Origin of the sequence: Bacillus sp. FJAT-47783 (assembly GCF_022808615.1) — a bacterium.
In the GTDB taxonomy this organism is placed as follows: domain Bacteria; phylum Bacillota; class Bacilli; order Bacillales; family Aeribacillaceae; genus Bacillus_BZ.
Genome location: NZ_JAKZKS010000019.1, coordinates 54,002 through 70,269, shown reverse-complemented (window position 1 = coordinate 70,269; position 16,268 = coordinate 54,002). Strand labels below are relative to the sequence as shown.

At 36.4% G+C, this 16,268-nt stretch carries 22 protein-coding genes and 2 pseudogenes; 10 read left to right on the top strand and 14 right to left on the bottom strand.

Annotated features, from left to right (window positions below; translation table 11 throughout):
* Positions 1-257 (bottom strand): annotated as a pseudogene (locus MLD65_RS13260) (transposase); the annotation flags it as partial.
* 492 nt (positions 258-749) lie between these two features.
* Between MLD65_RS13260 and MLD65_RS13255 the strand changes: the two are divergent.
* Genes MLD65_RS13255 through MLD65_RS13245 form a run of 3 tightly spaced genes read left to right on the top strand, consistent with a single transcriptional unit; the run spans position 750 to position 1,688 of the window.
* The gene (locus MLD65_RS13255) at positions 750-1,109 is read left to right on the top strand and encodes a hypothetical protein (protein ID WP_243292352.1); all 360 of its coding nucleotides are present in this window, start codon (positions 750-752) and stop codon (positions 1,107-1,109) included.
* Positions 1,091-1,441: a DUF3990 domain-containing protein gene (locus MLD65_RS13250; protein ID WP_347709302.1), complete on the top strand. Its 351-nt coding sequence runs from the start codon at positions 1,091-1,093 to the stop codon at positions 1,439-1,441. The genes MLD65_RS13255 and MLD65_RS13250 overlap by 19 nt, the downstream gene beginning before the upstream one ends.
* Positions 1,434-1,688 carry a hypothetical protein gene (locus tag MLD65_RS13245; protein WP_243292350.1) on the top strand — a complete coding sequence of 85 codons (255 nt, stop codon included), beginning with the start codon at positions 1,434-1,436 and terminating at the stop codon, positions 1,686-1,688. The genes MLD65_RS13250 and MLD65_RS13245 overlap by 8 nt, the downstream gene beginning before the upstream one ends.
* Before the next feature lie 306 nt (positions 1,689-1,994).
* On the opposite strand, the pseudogene MLD65_RS18450 reads toward MLD65_RS13245, so the two are convergent.
* Positions 1,995-2,139, bottom strand: a pseudogene (locus MLD65_RS18450) (Tn3 family transposase); the annotation flags it as partial.
* Between the two features lie 42 nt (positions 2,140-2,181).
* Positions 2,182-2,754, bottom strand: a complete 573-nt coding sequence (locus MLD65_RS13240) for a hypothetical protein (RefSeq protein ID WP_243292349.1) — start codon at positions 2,752-2,754, stop codon at positions 2,182-2,184.
* 309 nt (positions 2,755-3,063) lie between these two features.
* Between MLD65_RS13240 and MLD65_RS13235 the strand changes: the two genes are divergently transcribed.
* From MLD65_RS13235 to MLD65_RS13225, 3 genes are read left to right on the top strand one after another with little or no spacing between them, the layout of a single operon-like run.
* The gene (locus MLD65_RS13235) at positions 3,064-3,420 is read left to right on the top strand and encodes an ArsR/SmtB family transcription factor (protein ID WP_243292348.1); all 357 of its coding nucleotides are present in this window, start codon (positions 3,064-3,066) and stop codon (positions 3,418-3,420) included.
* Positions 3,421-3,441: 21 nt separating this feature from the next.
* The gene (locus MLD65_RS13230; protein WP_243292347.1) at positions 3,442-4,449 is read left to right on the top strand and encodes a permease; all 1,008 of its coding nucleotides are present in this window, start codon (positions 3,442-3,444) and stop codon (positions 4,447-4,449) included.
* 41 nt (positions 4,450-4,490) lie between these two features.
* Positions 4,491-4,730, top strand: a complete 240-nt coding sequence (locus MLD65_RS13225; RefSeq protein ID WP_481748527.1) for a thioredoxin family protein — start codon at positions 4,491-4,493, stop codon at positions 4,728-4,730.
* Positions 4,731-5,317: 587 nt separating this feature from the next.
* Here the strand turns inward: MLD65_RS13225 and MLD65_RS13220 are convergent.
* Both MLD65_RS13220 and MLD65_RS13215 read right to left on the bottom strand, forming a co-directional pair.
* Positions 5,318-5,746 (bottom strand): DoxX family protein, encoded by a 429-nt coding sequence (locus MLD65_RS13220; protein ID WP_243292345.1) that lies wholly within the window; start codon positions 5,744-5,746, stop codon positions 5,318-5,320.
* Between the two features lie 114 nt (positions 5,747-5,860).
* Positions 5,861-6,079, bottom strand: coding sequence for a glutaredoxin family protein (locus MLD65_RS13215; protein ID WP_243292344.1), 219 nt, complete (start codon positions 6,077-6,079; stop codon positions 5,861-5,863).
* Between the two features lie 130 nt (positions 6,080-6,209).
* Between MLD65_RS13215 and MLD65_RS13210 the strand changes: the two genes are divergently transcribed.
* Positions 6,210-6,890: a Crp/Fnr family transcriptional regulator gene (locus MLD65_RS13210; protein WP_243292343.1), complete on the top strand. Its 681-nt coding sequence runs from the start codon at positions 6,210-6,212 to the stop codon at positions 6,888-6,890.
* A gap of 54 nt (positions 6,891-6,944) precedes the next feature.
* On the opposite strand, the gene MLD65_RS13205 is transcribed toward MLD65_RS13210, so the two are convergent.
* The 9 genes from MLD65_RS13205 to phaZ form a co-directional block, all read right to left on the bottom strand.
* Positions 6,945-8,375, bottom strand: a complete 1,431-nt coding sequence (locus tag MLD65_RS13205) for a dihydrolipoyl dehydrogenase family protein (RefSeq protein WP_243292342.1) — start codon at positions 8,373-8,375, stop codon at positions 6,945-6,947.
* Between the two features lie 3 nt (positions 8,376-8,378).
* Positions 8,379-8,966, bottom strand: coding sequence for a CDP-alcohol phosphatidyltransferase family protein (locus MLD65_RS13200; protein WP_243292341.1), 588 nt, complete (start codon positions 8,964-8,966; stop codon positions 8,379-8,381).
* Positions 8,967-8,996: 30 nt separating this feature from the next.
* Positions 8,997-9,650, bottom strand: coding sequence for a TVP38/TMEM64 family protein (locus tag MLD65_RS13195; RefSeq protein WP_243292340.1), 654 nt, complete (start codon positions 9,648-9,650; stop codon positions 8,997-8,999).
* Entirely contained in the window at positions 9,647-10,627 is a 981-nt protein-coding gene (locus MLD65_RS13190; protein WP_243292339.1) for an ABC transporter ATP-binding protein, read from the bottom strand. Before MLD65_RS13190 ends, MLD65_RS13195 begins: the two co-directional genes overlap by 4 nt.
* A 5-nt stretch (positions 10,628-10,632) precedes the next feature.
* Positions 10,633-11,421, bottom strand: a complete 789-nt coding sequence (locus MLD65_RS13185; RefSeq protein WP_243292353.1) for an ABC transporter permease — start codon at positions 11,419-11,421, stop codon at positions 10,633-10,635.
* Positions 11,421-12,281: an ABC transporter permease gene (locus tag MLD65_RS13180; protein ID WP_243292338.1), complete on the bottom strand. Its 861-nt coding sequence runs from the start codon at positions 12,279-12,281 to the stop codon at positions 11,421-11,423. The genes MLD65_RS13185 and MLD65_RS13180 overlap by 1 nt, the downstream gene beginning before the upstream one ends.
* The gene (locus MLD65_RS13175; RefSeq protein WP_243292337.1) at positions 12,256-13,485 is read right to left on the bottom strand and encodes an ABC transporter substrate-binding protein; all 1,230 of its coding nucleotides are present in this window, start codon (positions 13,483-13,485) and stop codon (positions 12,256-12,258) included. The genes MLD65_RS13180 and MLD65_RS13175 overlap by 26 nt, the downstream gene beginning before the upstream one ends.
* A gap of 283 nt (positions 13,486-13,768) precedes the next feature.
* Positions 13,769-13,897 carry a hypothetical protein gene (locus MLD65_RS18150; protein WP_279326078.1) on the bottom strand — a complete coding sequence of 43 codons (129 nt, stop codon included), beginning with the start codon at positions 13,895-13,897 and terminating at the stop codon, positions 13,769-13,771.
* A 184-nt stretch (positions 13,898-14,081) separates the two neighbouring features.
* Positions 14,082-14,975 (bottom strand): intracellular short-chain-length polyhydroxyalkanoate depolymerase, encoded by an 894-nt coding sequence (gene phaZ, locus MLD65_RS13170; RefSeq protein WP_243292336.1) that lies wholly within the window; start codon positions 14,973-14,975, stop codon positions 14,082-14,084.
* A gap of 291 nt (positions 14,976-15,266) precedes the next feature.
* On the opposite strand from phaZ, the gene MLD65_RS13165 reads away from it, so the two are divergent.
* The 3 genes from MLD65_RS13165 to yjcZ all read left to right on the top strand — a co-directional run bounded on the left by MLD65_RS13165 (position 15,267) and on the right by yjcZ (position 16,254).
* Entirely contained in the window at positions 15,267-15,371 is a 105-nt protein-coding gene (locus MLD65_RS13165; protein WP_243292335.1) for a YjcZ family sporulation protein, read from the top strand.
* A 205-nt stretch (positions 15,372-15,576) separates the two neighbouring features.
* The gene (locus MLD65_RS13160) at positions 15,577-15,678 is read left to right on the top strand and encodes a YjcZ family sporulation protein (RefSeq protein WP_243292334.1); all 102 of its coding nucleotides are present in this window, start codon (positions 15,577-15,579) and stop codon (positions 15,676-15,678) included.
* Positions 15,679-16,113: 435 nt separating this feature from the next.
* Entirely contained in the window at positions 16,114-16,254 is a 141-nt protein-coding gene (yjcZ, locus tag MLD65_RS13155; RefSeq protein WP_243292333.1) for a sporulation protein YjcZ, read from the top strand.
* Positions 16,255-16,268: the final 14 nt, after the last annotated feature.

The window sequence follows — 16,268 nt, the reverse complement described above, 5'->3', positions numbered from 1 at the left end:
GTAATCTGTTGAACTGTTTCACGGTCACTTAAGCCAAGTCGCTCTTTAATCAGCAAAGCGCCAAGGGCCATTCTAACAGAGAGGGCTCTTTGACCTTTAAACGATTTCTTGAACGCTTTCGCATATTTCTCTTCAGCCTTCCCCCAAGGAATCATTTCAGCAAGAAGGACCTATCGATTCTCTTTATTTAATTTACCGCCAAAAGGCAGGAAGAAGTCATCGGAAAATGTCAGTTGATTTTGCGTTTCTTGATACACAGTGCTGACCTCCAAGTGCAAGGTTTTTTGTGGGTTTTACCGTAAATCCATACACTTTATATTCGACAAAAGCTACTAAAACCCTTGTCGGTACTAGTTTTTTGTCTATTCAGCAAACCCTACAATATACACTTAGAAAAAGAACTAATATCGGAACGATACACGGTCATACAGGACGGCTATAAGCTCGTCTGGATTTTGGTTTAAATGACTAATAATCTTTGCATTACGGATAGTAAATTCCCCCTTTGAATAAGCTAGAAATATTCCACTATATAGCTACCATTTTTTCGATAAATCAAAATGTTCCAATAGTTATATTTTACTGTTTTGTAATCTAATGGTTGAAGTGTAATGTTTTGAACTTTACAATGTAACGGTGTTGGAATTTAAAGAAAACTATTATGAAAACATTTTATTGTTAATGTATCCATTTTAAATTTCTGCTGTAAGTAAATTAAACCCAATTTCTTCTAAAGGGAGTTAAACGTTTTGAAGAAAAGAAGAGTAATTTTAATTATATTAGTATTTTTTTTTAGTATCTTAATTATAAGTTCTATATTGTCAAAGGTTTACGTTGGTTTCATTACAGTTTCCGAAATAAATAGAAACAGTGAAAATGATGTTGAACTTATTTTAAAGAACCCAGATATAGGAACTGTTACTGTTAAATTAAATAAAGATGAACAAATAAACTTTTCAAAAGAGCCACATGTTAACAATTATATAGAAGTTTCTAAGATGTTAAATTACATCACCACCGGTGAAGAATACTTCATTCACTTGAACATCTATATATTCCCTTGGAGTTTAATTAGAGGTAATGATATTGAATATATATCAGTTTATTAAATTTTGTTAAATTACAAATAGACATTAAAATGTTAAAAAATTTAAAGGGAAATGGCTTTTTTGAGCCAGATTTAGAATGGGCAAAATTTATTTATAACTGCCGTAAAGAAGGTCGATCAAACAAGCTGTTTCATGAACTGGACTATGTGTATGGTCCTTTAGCTGATGGGAAAATTAACGTATTGATGAAACGAATTGAGCGAGGAAACATTTCGTTTGAACAATTCCATAAATCGATTCAGCCATTTACAAAAAAGCATACTCAGCTTTCTCTTCATACCTCTAGGTCTTTAGAGTTTATTGAGAATATGGAGGTGATTCCCCTTGACTAAATATAAGTTTGATGAACTTGATTTAGAATTTCTAATGGACATTCAACGAGTGCTGGAGAGGTATTATAAAGAAGAGGCATCTTCCATTTTATCACAGTCAAGTTTATTGAAGCGCTTGTCAGATGATCCTATTTATGTCCATCATTATGATGAAGAATATTGGGCTCGTTATGTTTATCATGAATATGAACGAAAAAAATCCTTATCGAAACAAGAAAATAAGCATACAAACAAGGATGGAAATTAAATTCCATCCTTGTTTTATGTAATTATTTGTTACTTTAGAAAAGTGTTTCTCACATTCTGCATGTTAATGATCTCAAATTTTTTACCTAACTATCACTTATATTCCTTCTATAATTTCAGAACTAGAATTTTGTAACGGGATTATAGATCGATTCTGTAGTGGTACCACCAAAAATACAAGCTAAACAAATTTTAACAAAAAAACGTCGGATTTAACCCTTTAAGGATAATCCGTATTCCACACACCAGGCACTTACACGATGAAAATTGCCAAGCGCACTCTTTAAATTCCCCCCTGTTTTCTAAATAAGATAGCTCTGGTTTTTGGATGCTTACTTACTTTATCTTTTGTAATTAATTTTGAGTCGGACTAAATGAGTCAGTCCGAATATTTGGTCTGTGTAACCAGCCGTGTCAGTATAATGCTCTTCTATATTAATATACGTCGCATGGAACCAGTATGAAACAATCCATACCGCAGATTAACCATATTCCTAGTTTAAGAAGATAATTTTTTGACAATTGAATTTTTGTATTTGTTTGGAGTTTCCGCTTTCTTTAACTTTGGATCCAAAATCTAAATAAATATACTTCATGAGTTCTTCAACTAATATCACTTCATCATTAAGGAATTGCTCTAAATCAAAAAAAAGCACTTCGGCTCTAAGGAGTTCTGTCTCCTTTACTGTAATATCTAAGTAAGCCGTCTGGTTCTGCATTCCAGATTCATATTCGTAACATTCTTCCTCATCCTCTTCGATTACTTCAAACTGAAAAACGTGAGAACTTACCTGCTTTAATACTCGCTTTTCTTCTTTTTTGAATTGCCCTTTGCAAATTAACAAGTATTTGGCTATATCTTTATGATTTGTTCCTCGTTTCACCTGCAGCAAGAAGTCGTCATATAACATATAGATTAGAGCGGCAATATCAAATGATACAGGAACGTTATCATTGTATGAATCCCGGAGATCTTCAATAAATATTTTTCCTCTCAAATAGTCGTAATAGGAAATCTCGATTGTTATCATTCGCTTTCTAGAAAACCAATAATCAAAAAAACGCATGTGATGCACCTAATATTACAATTCTTCAGACTAACCCGCACGCAAGCTAATTCGAAAAATGATAAATTTACTATTCATAGCTGATTTGTAAATCTCGAATGGTCTCCTTGTTAACAGAGCACTTTTCAGCTAGTTCTCCAATCCGAAATTGCATCTATCTCATCTCAACTAGTACATGGTCAAGAGATGTACTTTTTACTATAAAATCGATACTTTTAAACTAGTATTTTTATTGTTCACTAAAAGTTCATAATAAAAGCCACAAAACTAGAAAAATAGTTTTATGCTAATAGTAGGAGGTGGAAGCATATGCGCATGGAAATACCACTTTCAACTAAAATAGCTGTAAAAAGTGATGAAGAAACAAAAAACATTGTCAATCACTCTGAAGAAAAACTACCATTTTTAAAAGAAAATGATAAACGAATGGAAAAAGCTGCGTTTTTCAAAGCATTGGGGGATGAGACGCGATTAAGAATTATTGGAATGTTAGCAATGGATGACTTATGTATGTGTGAAATTGTATCTGGTTTGGATATTCCACCTTCTACTATTTCACACCATTTGAAACTTCTGGAAAGAGGAAATGTGATTCAGTCTCGGAAAGAAGGACGGTTCACCGTCTATCGTTTGCAAAGAGAGACCGTTCTTCCTTATTTAAGGTAAGAACAATAGAAAGAAGGCATTATGATGGAGATATTTTCATGGCTGAATGACCAGCTTCTTAAAATGGAATGGCTTTTCGATTTGATCAAACTGCTTGTGGAAAGAGTTTTCCACCTTCCTATTGATGAAAGACTTGGAGGAAGTGTACATTTTTTTATTTATGATACCATTAAAATCTTTATTTTAATGACTGTTTTAATCTTTTTCATATCCTATATCCAAAGTTATTTTCCACCTGAAAGAACCAAAAGACTTTTGGGCGGGATGAAAGGAGTAAAAGGAAATATTCTCGGTGCATTACTTGGAACGATTACTCCTTTCTGTAGTTGTTCTAGCATTCCCATTTTTATTGGTTTTACATCTGCAGGATTGCCCTTAGGGGTCACTTTTTCTTTTTTAATTTCTTCACCGATGGTAGACCTTGCTTCTTTTCTTTTATTAACATCATTTTTCGGGGCGAAAATTGCGGCCATTTATGTAATCGTTGGTTTAATTCTTGCCGTAATTGGCGGTACACTCATTGATAAATTGAAGATGGGAGATCAAGTAGAATCGTTTGTAACATCAGGGGAAAGCAATTTAGATGAACATATAGAAGAGCTAACGTATAAAGATAGAATCCATTATTCGATTGAACAGGTAAAGTCCATTTATCAAAAGGTTTGGTACGCCATTTTGATTGGGGTTGGCATCGGCGCCTTAATTCATAATTGGATCCCACAAACGGTTATTGAAACGGTTATCGGAGAGAACAACCCATTTGCAGTTCTAATTGCAACCCTTGTTGGCATACCTGTTTATGCTGACCTTTTTGGAACTTTACCAATTGCAGAAGCTCTGTTTGGAAAAGGTATAGAAATTGGGACCATTCTTTCATTTATGATGGCAGTTACAGCGCTATCCATACCATCTTTAATCATGTTAAGTAAAGTAGTGAAACCGAAATTATTAGCTACCTTCATAGCTATATGTGGAGTAGGAATTATTATGATCGGTTACACATTTAATTCGCTGGATTTCCTATTTTAATAGGATGACCATATTTTTTATCATTATTAATTTTTAAGGAGATGCTTACATTGATTATTAAAGTATTAGGAACAGGCTGTGCAAAATGTAAAAGATTAGAAAAGAATGTAGAAGCAGCAGTTGAAGATCTTCGTATGGATGCTTCCATTGTAAAAGTTACAGATTTTAAAGAAATCGCAAAGTACGGGGTTATGAGTACACCAGCACTTGTAGTTAATGATCAGTTAGTAGTTTCAGGAAAAGTCCCAAAGTCTGAGGAAATAAAAAAATATTTAAAATAAAGTGAAACTTCATTCAGTAGGGGTTTTTTCATCCCCCACTGAATGTTAGTCTCTAAGGGATGACCTAAAGGCCTTGTGACCCACAGGATGTGGCGCTCTTAGTCTGTATTCTTATGTTTGGACTTTTACGGGCAGTTGTCCCCGCCTATCTTCTTTACTTTACTACAGAATCTTGAGGTGGGGGTCTTACTGCCCGTTAAGAGTGGGATAAATTTTTAATAAAAGTATCGGTTGCTCGTTAAAAATGAACACCCGATACTTTTTTATCCTTACTGAGTAAAGGGATGGATATTAAACACGTACATAATATATTGCTCCACAATCTAGCCCTTTAACGAAATAAATAAACTGATAGAGGTTATTAAACCTTTTTTACTTATATCTAGCTCCGTGCAAAGCCATCGTCACTTTCGTAAATCATTATTTTTGGCAATTGTTGCGTGTCATAAATGCAAAGTTTCAACCTTATTCCTACTTGCTTTAAATTGTAGTGTAAAAAAACGTCTGCATGTAGACGTTTCACGATGAAACCATCTTACAGCAGACGTTTTTATTTCAATCCTCTATAACCACCAAACATTTCAACCTTATACGCTTATTGGGTTATTCTTTTTCTTTTCCTTTGAAAAAAGGTTAGATAGTGCAAATTGACGGCTACCAGCAACGGTTAAGATGATCGCGATGGCGAGTAACGCTAAATCTAATTCATAACCCGGCATTTGTCCATTCCCGAAAAACCCAACCATTGGAAGCTTGACAGTAATAATGGCACCTATCATGACAATACCTAGTAAAATCGCAGATAATTCAACAAATAAACCTAATATTAGAGCTAACCCAGCGACTGTTTCTACAATGGCCGTACCGTAGGCCAAGAAGGAAGGCAGACCGAAATTCTCTGAAAACATCATCACCACTGAATCCATCATCGTAAACTTTTGAATCCCATGAGCGAACATTGTACCTCCAAGAATTAATCGAGCAAGAAACAAACCCCATTCTACACGACTTGTCATACTTTCATCTCCTTTCAAATTTTATACCCTTACATTAATAGAAAATTACAAATTTATCTGTAATATGCCTTACAATTAAAAAAAACGAAAATTTTTTTGTTCCTTCGACCTTTACTACGCTTCAAACATTAAAATACCTAGACCTTTCATTACTTTGTCTTCAGAAACGAATACCGGTGTATAAACTTCTCCAATAAGCTCTTTTAACTGTTGAGCTCCCTTCCGATCTTCCAAAACATTAACTTCTTTAAACGAAACATTTTTCTCTCGTAAATGTCCTTTTACTTTTGCACAGATGTGACAACCATCGATTGTATATAGTAGGTTAACCATTTGCTTCTCCTCCTTGTTTGGACTACCGTATCATGTATGGTGGATAAATACCGTAATCTACATTACATGAATTTATGCATGATTCGTTATAATGAAATGAAGGAAACTGTATGATGGGGAAGGTGGAAACTTGGATAAGCTATTTTTACTTTCGCAAATAAGTTTATTTGATGAACTTCCGATGGAAGATTTAAAAATGATTGATGAGTTAAGTGAAATGAAGCCTGTAAAAAAAGGGACATTAGTTTTAGCCCCTGATAAACCGATAGAAGCCTTATTTTTCTTAAAACAAGGCCAAGTGAGACTGTACCGAATGAATCAAAACGGAAAACAATTTACGGTCGATATCCTTGTCGATGGTAACATTTTTGGTGAAACAAGTACGCTAACGTTAACAGATGATCAAATGTATGCAGAAGCTATGACGGATTCATACTTATGCATTTTAAGTAAGGAAGATTTTCAACAGTTCATTGAAAAAAATCCGAAAATTGCTTTGAAGTTCATTCATATTTTATCCACTCGGTTAAAAGAAATTTATTCTATGAGCGAAAAAATCGCCTTAGGTGATGTAAAAAATCGAATTTTATATTTATTGATGAAATTAAGTGAAAAAACGGGAAGACGGAAAAATGAGTGGCAAACGATTGATATGAAAGTAACACATCAAGATATCGCCAACATGGTTGGTTCCACTAGAGAAACGACAAGTGCGATCATGAGCCAATTAAAAAAGGAAGGCTATATTAAAAAAGGATTAAAGCTCGCTGTGAACATTGAAAAGGCTAATAAATTGTTAGAGGACGATTGAGAAAAGAAACATGCCACCCACAAAAGTAACAAGTTACGATTGTGGGTGGTATTTTTATCGAAACCATTGAATATACTTTTTTAACAGTGATGGGACCCATCCGTTAAATAGCTTCTCTCGCCAATAAAGATCTGTCGTACGCTGAATGGCCGCTGCATGGTTCGGATATGGGTAGACCATTCGCGATAAATCTCCAACTTTATGACCTTTTTGTTTTGCATAAACAACGAGCTGCATCCAGTCACCAGCCCCATTGCCAATGGCGTGAGCGCCTACAATATGTCCTTTTTCATTTGCAATTATTTTTACAAAGCCTTCTGTTTGATGGTCTGCTACAAACCGATCGACCTCGGAAAGACTTGCTTTGTACACGTTGATTTCACGATATTGCTTCCTCGCCTCTTCCTCCGTTAAACCGAGATGGAATATTTCTGGTGTTGTAAATGTAACCCACGGAATGTTGTCATAGTTCACTTTTTGTTTAAGCCCTAATACCGCATTTTGTACGATGCTTTTTCCTTCTAATCCAGCTACATGTGTAAACAAGTATGTTCCATTTACATCGCCAATGGCATAAATCGATGGAATATTTGTTTGTAAATACTCGTTCACTTGAATAAACCCTCGTGAGTCGGTTTGAACGCCTACTTGATGAAGACCTATTGCATCTGAGTTCGGCCTTCTTCCTGATGCAACAACAATCTCATCTGCTTCGACTTGTTTTTGCTCACCTTTACATGTAATGGTAACTATTTTTTTATTCATCTGTTTTGTAACATGTTCAACCTTCGCATTTGTTAATATTTTAAATTCTTCTTGAAACTTTTTTGTTGCGAATTTTTTAACGTCTTCATCTTCTTTATTTAAAACATATTGTGAACGCTCAACGACCGTGACAGAACTTCCAAGCCGTGACATCGCTTGTGCTAGTTCAAGCCCAATAGGACCTGCGCCAATAACTAATAATGATTTAGGGAGATGATCTAGGTCGAAAACCGTTTCATTTGTTAAAAATCCTGTTTCCTTTAACCCTTCTACGTGCGGGATAAAGGGTCTTGATCCGGTTGAAATAACGATTCGCTTCCCAGAAATGACCGTTCCATCTTCTATTTCGATTTGATGTTTACTTTTGAACGCTCCTTTTCCGATGTAAACATCTACTCCCATTTTTCGAAAACGATCTGCATCATCGTGGATTTGAATCGTTTCAATTGCGTTTCTTACCTTTTCTTTTACAACCGACATATTTACAGAACCTTCGAGATTGATCCCGTGTTTTTCGGCAGTTTGTCTCATATGATACATATCGTTTGCCACTTTTATAAACGCTTTAGATGGCACGCAGCCAACGTGTAAGCAATCCCCTCCTGGCTGAGCTTCTTTTTCAATTAGTGCTACTTTAGCCCCGATGGAAGCGGCACCAGCTGCAACGGTTAACCCTCCAGCACCGCCGCCTAAGACGATGATGTCATATTCGTAACGCATAACTTATTCCCCCGATAATATTCTTTTTGCCTCAAAAAAACGTTGAAAACCTGTATATAGTTCAATCACGACAAAGAATAACGTGACCCATAAAACGAATGGCTCCAATAACATCATAAGTGAGAAAAGAATAAACCCTTCTGTTCGTTCAGCAAGGCCCGCTTGATAATAAAAGGATTTCATCCCTTGCTTTTTGGAAACGGCTCCAACTGTTAAAAAAATTGTCATCGAGATAATAATGGAAACGGCTAATAAGAGAAGGGCCCATTGGATATCCGGAAAACGAAACGCAATCCCTAATAGGACACTAATTTCAACAATTCGATCAAACGTGACATCCATGACCGTACCAAATGGAGACGACTTCGTTAGCCTTGCCATCGTTCCATCGACAGCATCTAAAAACCCTGAGAGCCAGAGGACGAAAACAGCAATAATCGGATAGTCAAAATAATAAAAAATACCGGATGTTGTCCCAATCATAAACGAAAGAACTGTTACTTGATTTGCTGTTAATCCTCGTTTTAATAACCATATCCCTGTTCGTTCAAAAGCTGGCTGCACATATTTCCGCGCATGTGTATCTAACATTGTTTCACCTCATTCCAACTGGTAGTAACTTTATTTCTGAGTTATCCCTAATTTTTCCCGTAATGTTTTACTAAATATAAGTGGCACGACTGTAATCAGTAAAAAGACAAGGACGGCGGTGATAATGATCAAGATATTCCCTTCAACGAAGCTTGACCCTAAAAAGTTATAAGCGAATGTTCCAGGAATGATTCCGATAAAGGTCGCAACCGTAAATGGTATGAAGCGCACTTTCGAGATACCGGCCAAGTAGCTAATCATATCAAAGTTAAAAAGAGGAATAAGCCGTAATAATAAAACGTAAAAAAAACCGTTTTTTTCAAGCTGTATTTGAATCGTTTTCGCTCTGCCATCCCACTCTTTATTTTTAATCGAATGCCCAAGCTTTGCGGCTACTAAAAAAGAGAGGACAGCACCAATCGTTGCTCCAATAATGGTGTAAATGGTTCCCCATAATGCGCCGAAAGCAAGTCCGGCTGCAAGTGATAACACCGATGCAGGAAATAAAACAAAGGGACGTATAGAATATATAAACATGTAAACAATCGGTGCAAAAAAACCGAAGGATAATATCCATGATTGTATCGCCTTTGGTGTAATATTTAAAAACGTTTCATTTATCCAAAACAATGCAGAAACAATGGCGATTAGCAGCATAAACTTAATCACTGTTTTTTTCTTCATGATTGTTCACCTCTCGGAAAGTGATAGACGTCCTCTTCTGTTTCAAGTCCGATGAGCACTGTTTCACCTATTTCAAGGAAATCATCCATTCTCATGACAATTTGAGCTTCGGCATTTGGAATGTTTAAACGGTAAAACGTTTGTCCGTGTTTTTTAAACTGATTTTCTACCGTTGCTTTCCACTTCATGAAAACTTTTTGGTTATCGTCTACTCGCTTCAAGCGATGTGTAAAAACGAATTGATGTTCATTTAATAAAAACCCATCGCAATAAAATGTCGCAACTTTTGCATCATTCGGTTTTTCATATATTTCCATTGGTGTGCCAACTTGTAAAAGCTGTTGATCAGCAAATATCGCCATTCGATCTCCCATAACCATCGCTTCTTCAATATCGTGTGTCACAAAAATGGCGGTCATCTTTTGTTCTTTTAGTAATGAACGAACCCATTGCCGCACCTTCGTCCGCAGTTCATTATCTAAATGACTAAAAGGTTCATCCAGTAATAAAAGCTTCGGGTTTGTAATGATCGCTCTTGCTAACGCTACTCGTTGCTGTTGACCACCTGACATTTCATGTGGATAGCGACTCGCATATTCACGTAATTGAACGAGCGATAAAAATTCAAGTCCTTTTTGTTCCCTTTCTCGTTTTTTTATTTTCGAAAAGGTGAGTCCATAAATCACATTTTCCAGTACTGTCATATGTCCAAATAATAATGGTTCTTGAAACATCATCGTTACTGGACGTTTATGGGCTGGCACGTTTGTGACGTCCTCACCTTCAATCCGGATTACACCGCTTGAAAGCGGATCTAACCCAGCAATACAGCGAAGCAGCGTAGATTTCCCAGTTCCCGAAGGACCAACAACGGCTATAAGCTCTCCTTTATTGACCGTTAAATCAATATCTTTAAAAATGAGTTTATGATGAATTTGTTTTGTTACCTTTTCCAAATGAATATAGCTTTTTCTCATGATGATCACCTAATATATTTGTGTTGATATGGCATGATGATTCTTAAAAACATTTCCGTGATGATTAAAAAAAATAAAGGTAAAAGGGCGAATACTATTGAAAAGCTTGCCATCACCGCTTCATCAACGGTTGAAAAATAAGGAAAATAAATCATCGCTAACGTCATCACATTCCCGCCGCCAATAATTGATGTTAACGCATACTGGCTAAGTGAAATAACGAAAGTTAAAAAGACGGAAGCACGAATCGTTGGAACGAGTTGTGGAAAATAAATGGTATAAAAAACGTTCCATTTCGAAGCACCTAAACTAACGGCTTGCTCCTGCCATTTCATTCCGATTCGATCAAAAGCTGCCCGAAACATTTTAATCGAGTATGGTACGGTTGGGAGCAAATGAACAAGCGCTACGCCTATCCATTGATCTGCTAGTCCCCACTTAATCATCGTGACATGAATGCCCATCGCAATCGCTAAACTCGGGATGACGATTGGAAGCATCAAGAACGATTCCATAAACGCTTTCCCTTTAAAGTTTTCATGGGCTAAAGCCTTTCCCGCTAACATTCCGATAAAAAGATTCCCTATCACAATGAAACCACCAATAAAATAAGACGTTAAAATAGCTTGATGGAGTCTATGTTCAGACATTAAAACATGCCATGAGCGAATGTCGAACTCACTTGGGAAAAGCTCCCCATAATCCCATTGTCGAGTGAAAGATTGTATGAAAAGTAACAAAATGGGCACAAGAAATAGGATGGATGCGAATATATAAATGACCTTTTGTTTCATCACGAACGACCATTCCCTTTCATTAACCGATATCGTTTTTTAGAGAGCAGCTGAGAGAAGAAAAAGACTACCATCATAATCGTCGTTGTCACTAAAATCATTGCAGCAAATGCCATCGGACGCCGACTCCAATCTCCTTCATAAAACCAATCATAACTTAATACAGAAATCATTTTCGGATAGGTCGTTCCTAAAAGTGCCGGGACTTCGTAGGCAGCTAATATAAAAGAAAAAATGATAATTCCCGTTTCAAATACGACTGGTGCAAGCCACGGCCACTCAACCGTTATAAACCTATCCCATTTACTTCCTCCTAACGTTGAGACGACATCGTTCAATCGCTGATCCATTTGTACATAGGCTGGTAATAGCATGAGCACAACAAAAGGAACCTCTTTCCAAATATACGTAACAAGAATGCCAAACCCGAAGGAATCATAAATGAACAGAGGAAAACTCGTGAAACTTTCTATTAGTTGAAAATGAGAAAGGAAAGACGAAACAAACCCTGTTTGTGATAATAATAAAACGATCATGTATCCTGCTACGAAATGTGGAAACACCATCGGAATCCAAACGAGGACTTTCCATTCTGTCTTTGTCAATTGTTTATAAACAATTCGTGTTACCCATAATCCAATTAAAAGCGAAATCATTGTCGCTAAAAAGGAGATTTTCAAACTATAAACATATGATTCAAAAAAGGTCGTCGAAGTTAACACGGTTCGATAGGAATTGATTCCATCCGCAAAGCTTTCTTTCACTGCCATAACAAGACCGTACATTGTGATGAAAATAGGCAAGAAAATGGATGGCAATACGTACACCATCCATTTATTTTTCATGAACCACTTTTTCATACCATGTCTCCTTTATCCAATTCACATAATTTGCGTCTACTTCAGGTAACATGTACTTTTTTAATGTTTCAGCATCTAACACAGAGGCACCTCGGTCGACAGCTTCAAATTGAGCTCTTGTATCCTCATGCAGTTTGTTTAAATCAAGCGCAAAGCTTTCGCCCCAATACGCCCGCTCATATTTAGCCAATTGAGCTTCTGGAGACAGCATTTCATTAATCGCGACCATCGCTCCAGCCACGTTCGGTCGATTGTACGGGATCGCTAAAAAATGCGTGTTGCCAATTGAACCTGATTCGAAAATAAAGGACTTCGTCGTTTTCGGAAACACGCCTTCTTGAACCAAGCTTTCCGCTCTCGCTTCGTTATAACCCATTGTCATCCAAACCTCACCTCTACTGTATAGACGGTCAAGCTCTGTTAAATCTTTCGGATAGGTTTCCCCTTCTCTCCATAAAAAGGGTTTTAACTCATTTAAATAGGACCACATGTCACCTGCCTGTTTGTGAACATATTCTTCATTAAAACCGTGTTCAAGTAACGATTCTACCCCTACTGTGTTATAAAGAACATGACGTAAAAATGCATTTCCTGTAAAATCATCTGCTTCAGGGTACGTAAATTTCCCTGGATTTTGTTTCGCCCATTCTAATAATTCAGCAAATGAAGTTGGTGGAGTCGGTACTTTCTTTTCATCATATAAGAAGACAAATTGAACTTTTCCCCACGGGGCTTCATAGCCTTCTGTTTTCGTTCCAAAATCGTATTGAATATGTAAACTCTTTTCGTTAACAAATTCATTAAAATTCGGAAGCTTAGATGTAAAAGGACCGTATAATAAGTCATTCATTTTTGCGTTTTTAAAGTTTTCGCCATTGACCCATATAATATCCATCGTCCCTTCTTCTTTCCCGGCTTTTTTCTCGGTTAAAAGCTTTTGAAGAATATCTTTCGTATCCATTGGAACACGCTCAAATGTGATATCGTACTTCTCTTTTAAGGTTGTCGCAATAACTTCATCCATATAGCGGTTAATGCCTTCATCTCCACCCCACATAAACATTCTAACGGTCGAACCTTTTGCATCTGATACAATTTCTTCCCACGTAGCATTTGAATAATCTTTTCCTTCTTGTTTTTCACCAGCGGTACAGGCTGATAAAAATAATACACTGACAAGTAATATGAATAATAATTTGTTCATCTTTCTCCATCTCCTTATCCATCCTATTTATAATCTATATGAAGCTGAATCTTATTTCTGTAAGCTTACTTACAACTTTGACTTTCTCCCATTTATTTATCGGTTTCGAAACCTTTTTTATCGCTTTCTACCTTTTATTTACCGGTTCCGAAGACTTTTTATCGCTTGCCCCTTTTATTTACCGCTTTCGATACCTTTTTTACCGCTTCCGAAAGCTTTTTCATCGCTTACCCCTTTTATTTACCGCTTTCGATACCTTTTTTACCGCTTCCGAAAAGCTTTTTCATCGCTTGCCCCTTTTATTTACCGGTTCCAATAACTTTTCCATCACTTTCTCCCTTTTATTTACCGCTTTCGATACCTTTTTTACCGCTTTCTCCCCTTTATTTACCGCTTCCGAAAGCTTTTTCATCGCTTGCCCCTTTTATTTACCGGTTCCAATAACTTTTTCATCACTTTCTCCCTTTTATTTACCGGTTCCAATAACTTTTCCATCACTTTCTCCCTTTTATTTACCGGTTCCGATAACTTTTTTATCGGTTTTACCTTCCACTCCATAAAAGAAGAAAGGCTATAGTTGCCTTTCTTCTTTATCGTTATTCACCTAAAAAATGAAGAAGCACTTGACTAAATGTTTCAATATCATCCACTAATGGTGAGTGGCCAACTTTTCGTAATCTTGTAAAGCTCGCGTTGTCACCAACGTCTTCCAAAATTTCTTTTTGCATCTTGTATGTGACAATAAGATCTTTGTCTCCCCAAAGCACTAAAGTCGGTGCTTTAATGCGGTCGACTTCCTTTGTTCCTTCTACTAAGCCATTATGATGATGGCTAATATTAAATCGGTTCATGGCATCATACACATCAAGTAAATTTCGTTGCTGTAAAATGTCTTCCATATAAGCACGATACCGCAAACGGTCAGGTTTTTTTACTGAGTACATCGTTGCATTTAAAATTTGCCGGAGAAATACGGTATTTTTACTCCGGTAGGCAGCCGTCATTGGAATATATCGCGCACGGTCCTTTCGAATTTCTTCTTTTGACTGTAGACGTTCTGTTAAAATCGGTTTGCCAAACGAGTTCACTTTATAAAGAGGGTATCCACGAGTAGACATTGAGGAAAGTAATACAAGCTTTTCAACGTATTCAGGGTAATCGGCTGCAAATTGCATACTAATGCCCCCACCCATAGACCAGCCAACAACCGAGAACGAAGATAGTTTGAGGGCGTCGACAAATAATTTTATGTCAGTTGCAAAATCCTTCAATGCCCCAATCGGTGTTACATACGTTGACGTTCCTTGACCGCGAAGATCGATCGCGTACAGTTTAAACCGCTCATCTAAATGTTCAAAAGCAAGGTCCCAATGATAAGACGAAATCATATTTCCGTGAACGAGCAGAACAACCTGTTGTCCACCGTCCCGTTCTCGGTAGCCAATCGTTTCACCATTTGGCAATGATATCGATTTTAATGTTGCCTTCACATATAAAGCCTCCTTACGCGTTTTAACGATTGATATATTAAAATAAACTGTTCTCAATAAGTTGTATGTTTGTCTATGATTATCCTATTCGTGAAAATGACTATTTTTTCCTGTATTAAACAAAAAGATTTTTTACAACTCCATTAATCATTATCGAGCAATGATCACCTCCCTCAATAAGAGGTGTATGAAGAAAACTTAATCGTTTAAGGTAAATAGCCCAATCAAATTAATTGATAAGCCAATAAAATAGTAATGTAAAAAATGTTAGTACTTGGAGGTGCTTCAACAATGGGTGAATCGTATCAAGGCGGCAGTGGTTTTGCGATCGTGTTAGTACTATTTATCTTGTTAGCTATCATTGGTGCCGCGGCATTAAGGGGTTATGGTTATTAAATAACCTAAACCGTAGTTCGTGACGAACCATAAGAAAGCGTAACAAAAAAGTGTTACGCTTTTTTTGCATACTAGGATTATGGATCATAAACGTCGTACCTATTAAGCACATTTTTTGATGATATAGAACAAATACCCAGTCAAATGAAAAGGAAAATCATATGTATATTGTGTAAGTAATTAATTATTTGGAGGTGCTTCATTCATGAGTGATTCTTATCAAGGCGGCAGTGGTTTTGCGGTAGTGTTAGTATTATTTATCTTGTTAGTCATCATTGGTGTCGCGGCATTAAAGAGCTATTACTAAAATCAACAAATGAAGCTACATTCTATTTAACATCCAAATGAAAAAGTCAGGGTTTCAACGAACTAATGGAGTGGGAAAAACAATTTCCTAAACTCTATAAAAAGCGTAACATTTTCAAAGATGTTACGCTTTTTTTGCACCTAAGGATTCTTTCCCCTTAACCTATTTAAACACTGTTTTGTTTATTTACAAGAAAAGCGCAAGCGCCTTGCTCACCCCCGACCAGAAAATGTTATTCATCCAATAAAGACGCTCTTTGCCTTTATTAGATGAAGCTTATTTGACCTCGAGGGGTATATCGAAGACTTCATTAAACCCCGAAAAATTTATCAACATAATTTAAATTCCGGATACTAGAACAAATACCCAGTCAAATGAAAAGGAAAATCATATGTATATTATGTAAGTAATTAATTATTTGGAGGTGCTTCATTCATGGGTTACTATGGTGGTTATGGTGGCTATAATAAATGCTGCGGATATGGTTATGGAGGTTCTTACAACAACAATGCTTTTATCATCGTCCTAGTGTTGTTTATCTTGTTAGTCATCATTGGTTTAGTTGCTCTTTATTAAGATAACGAGAAATT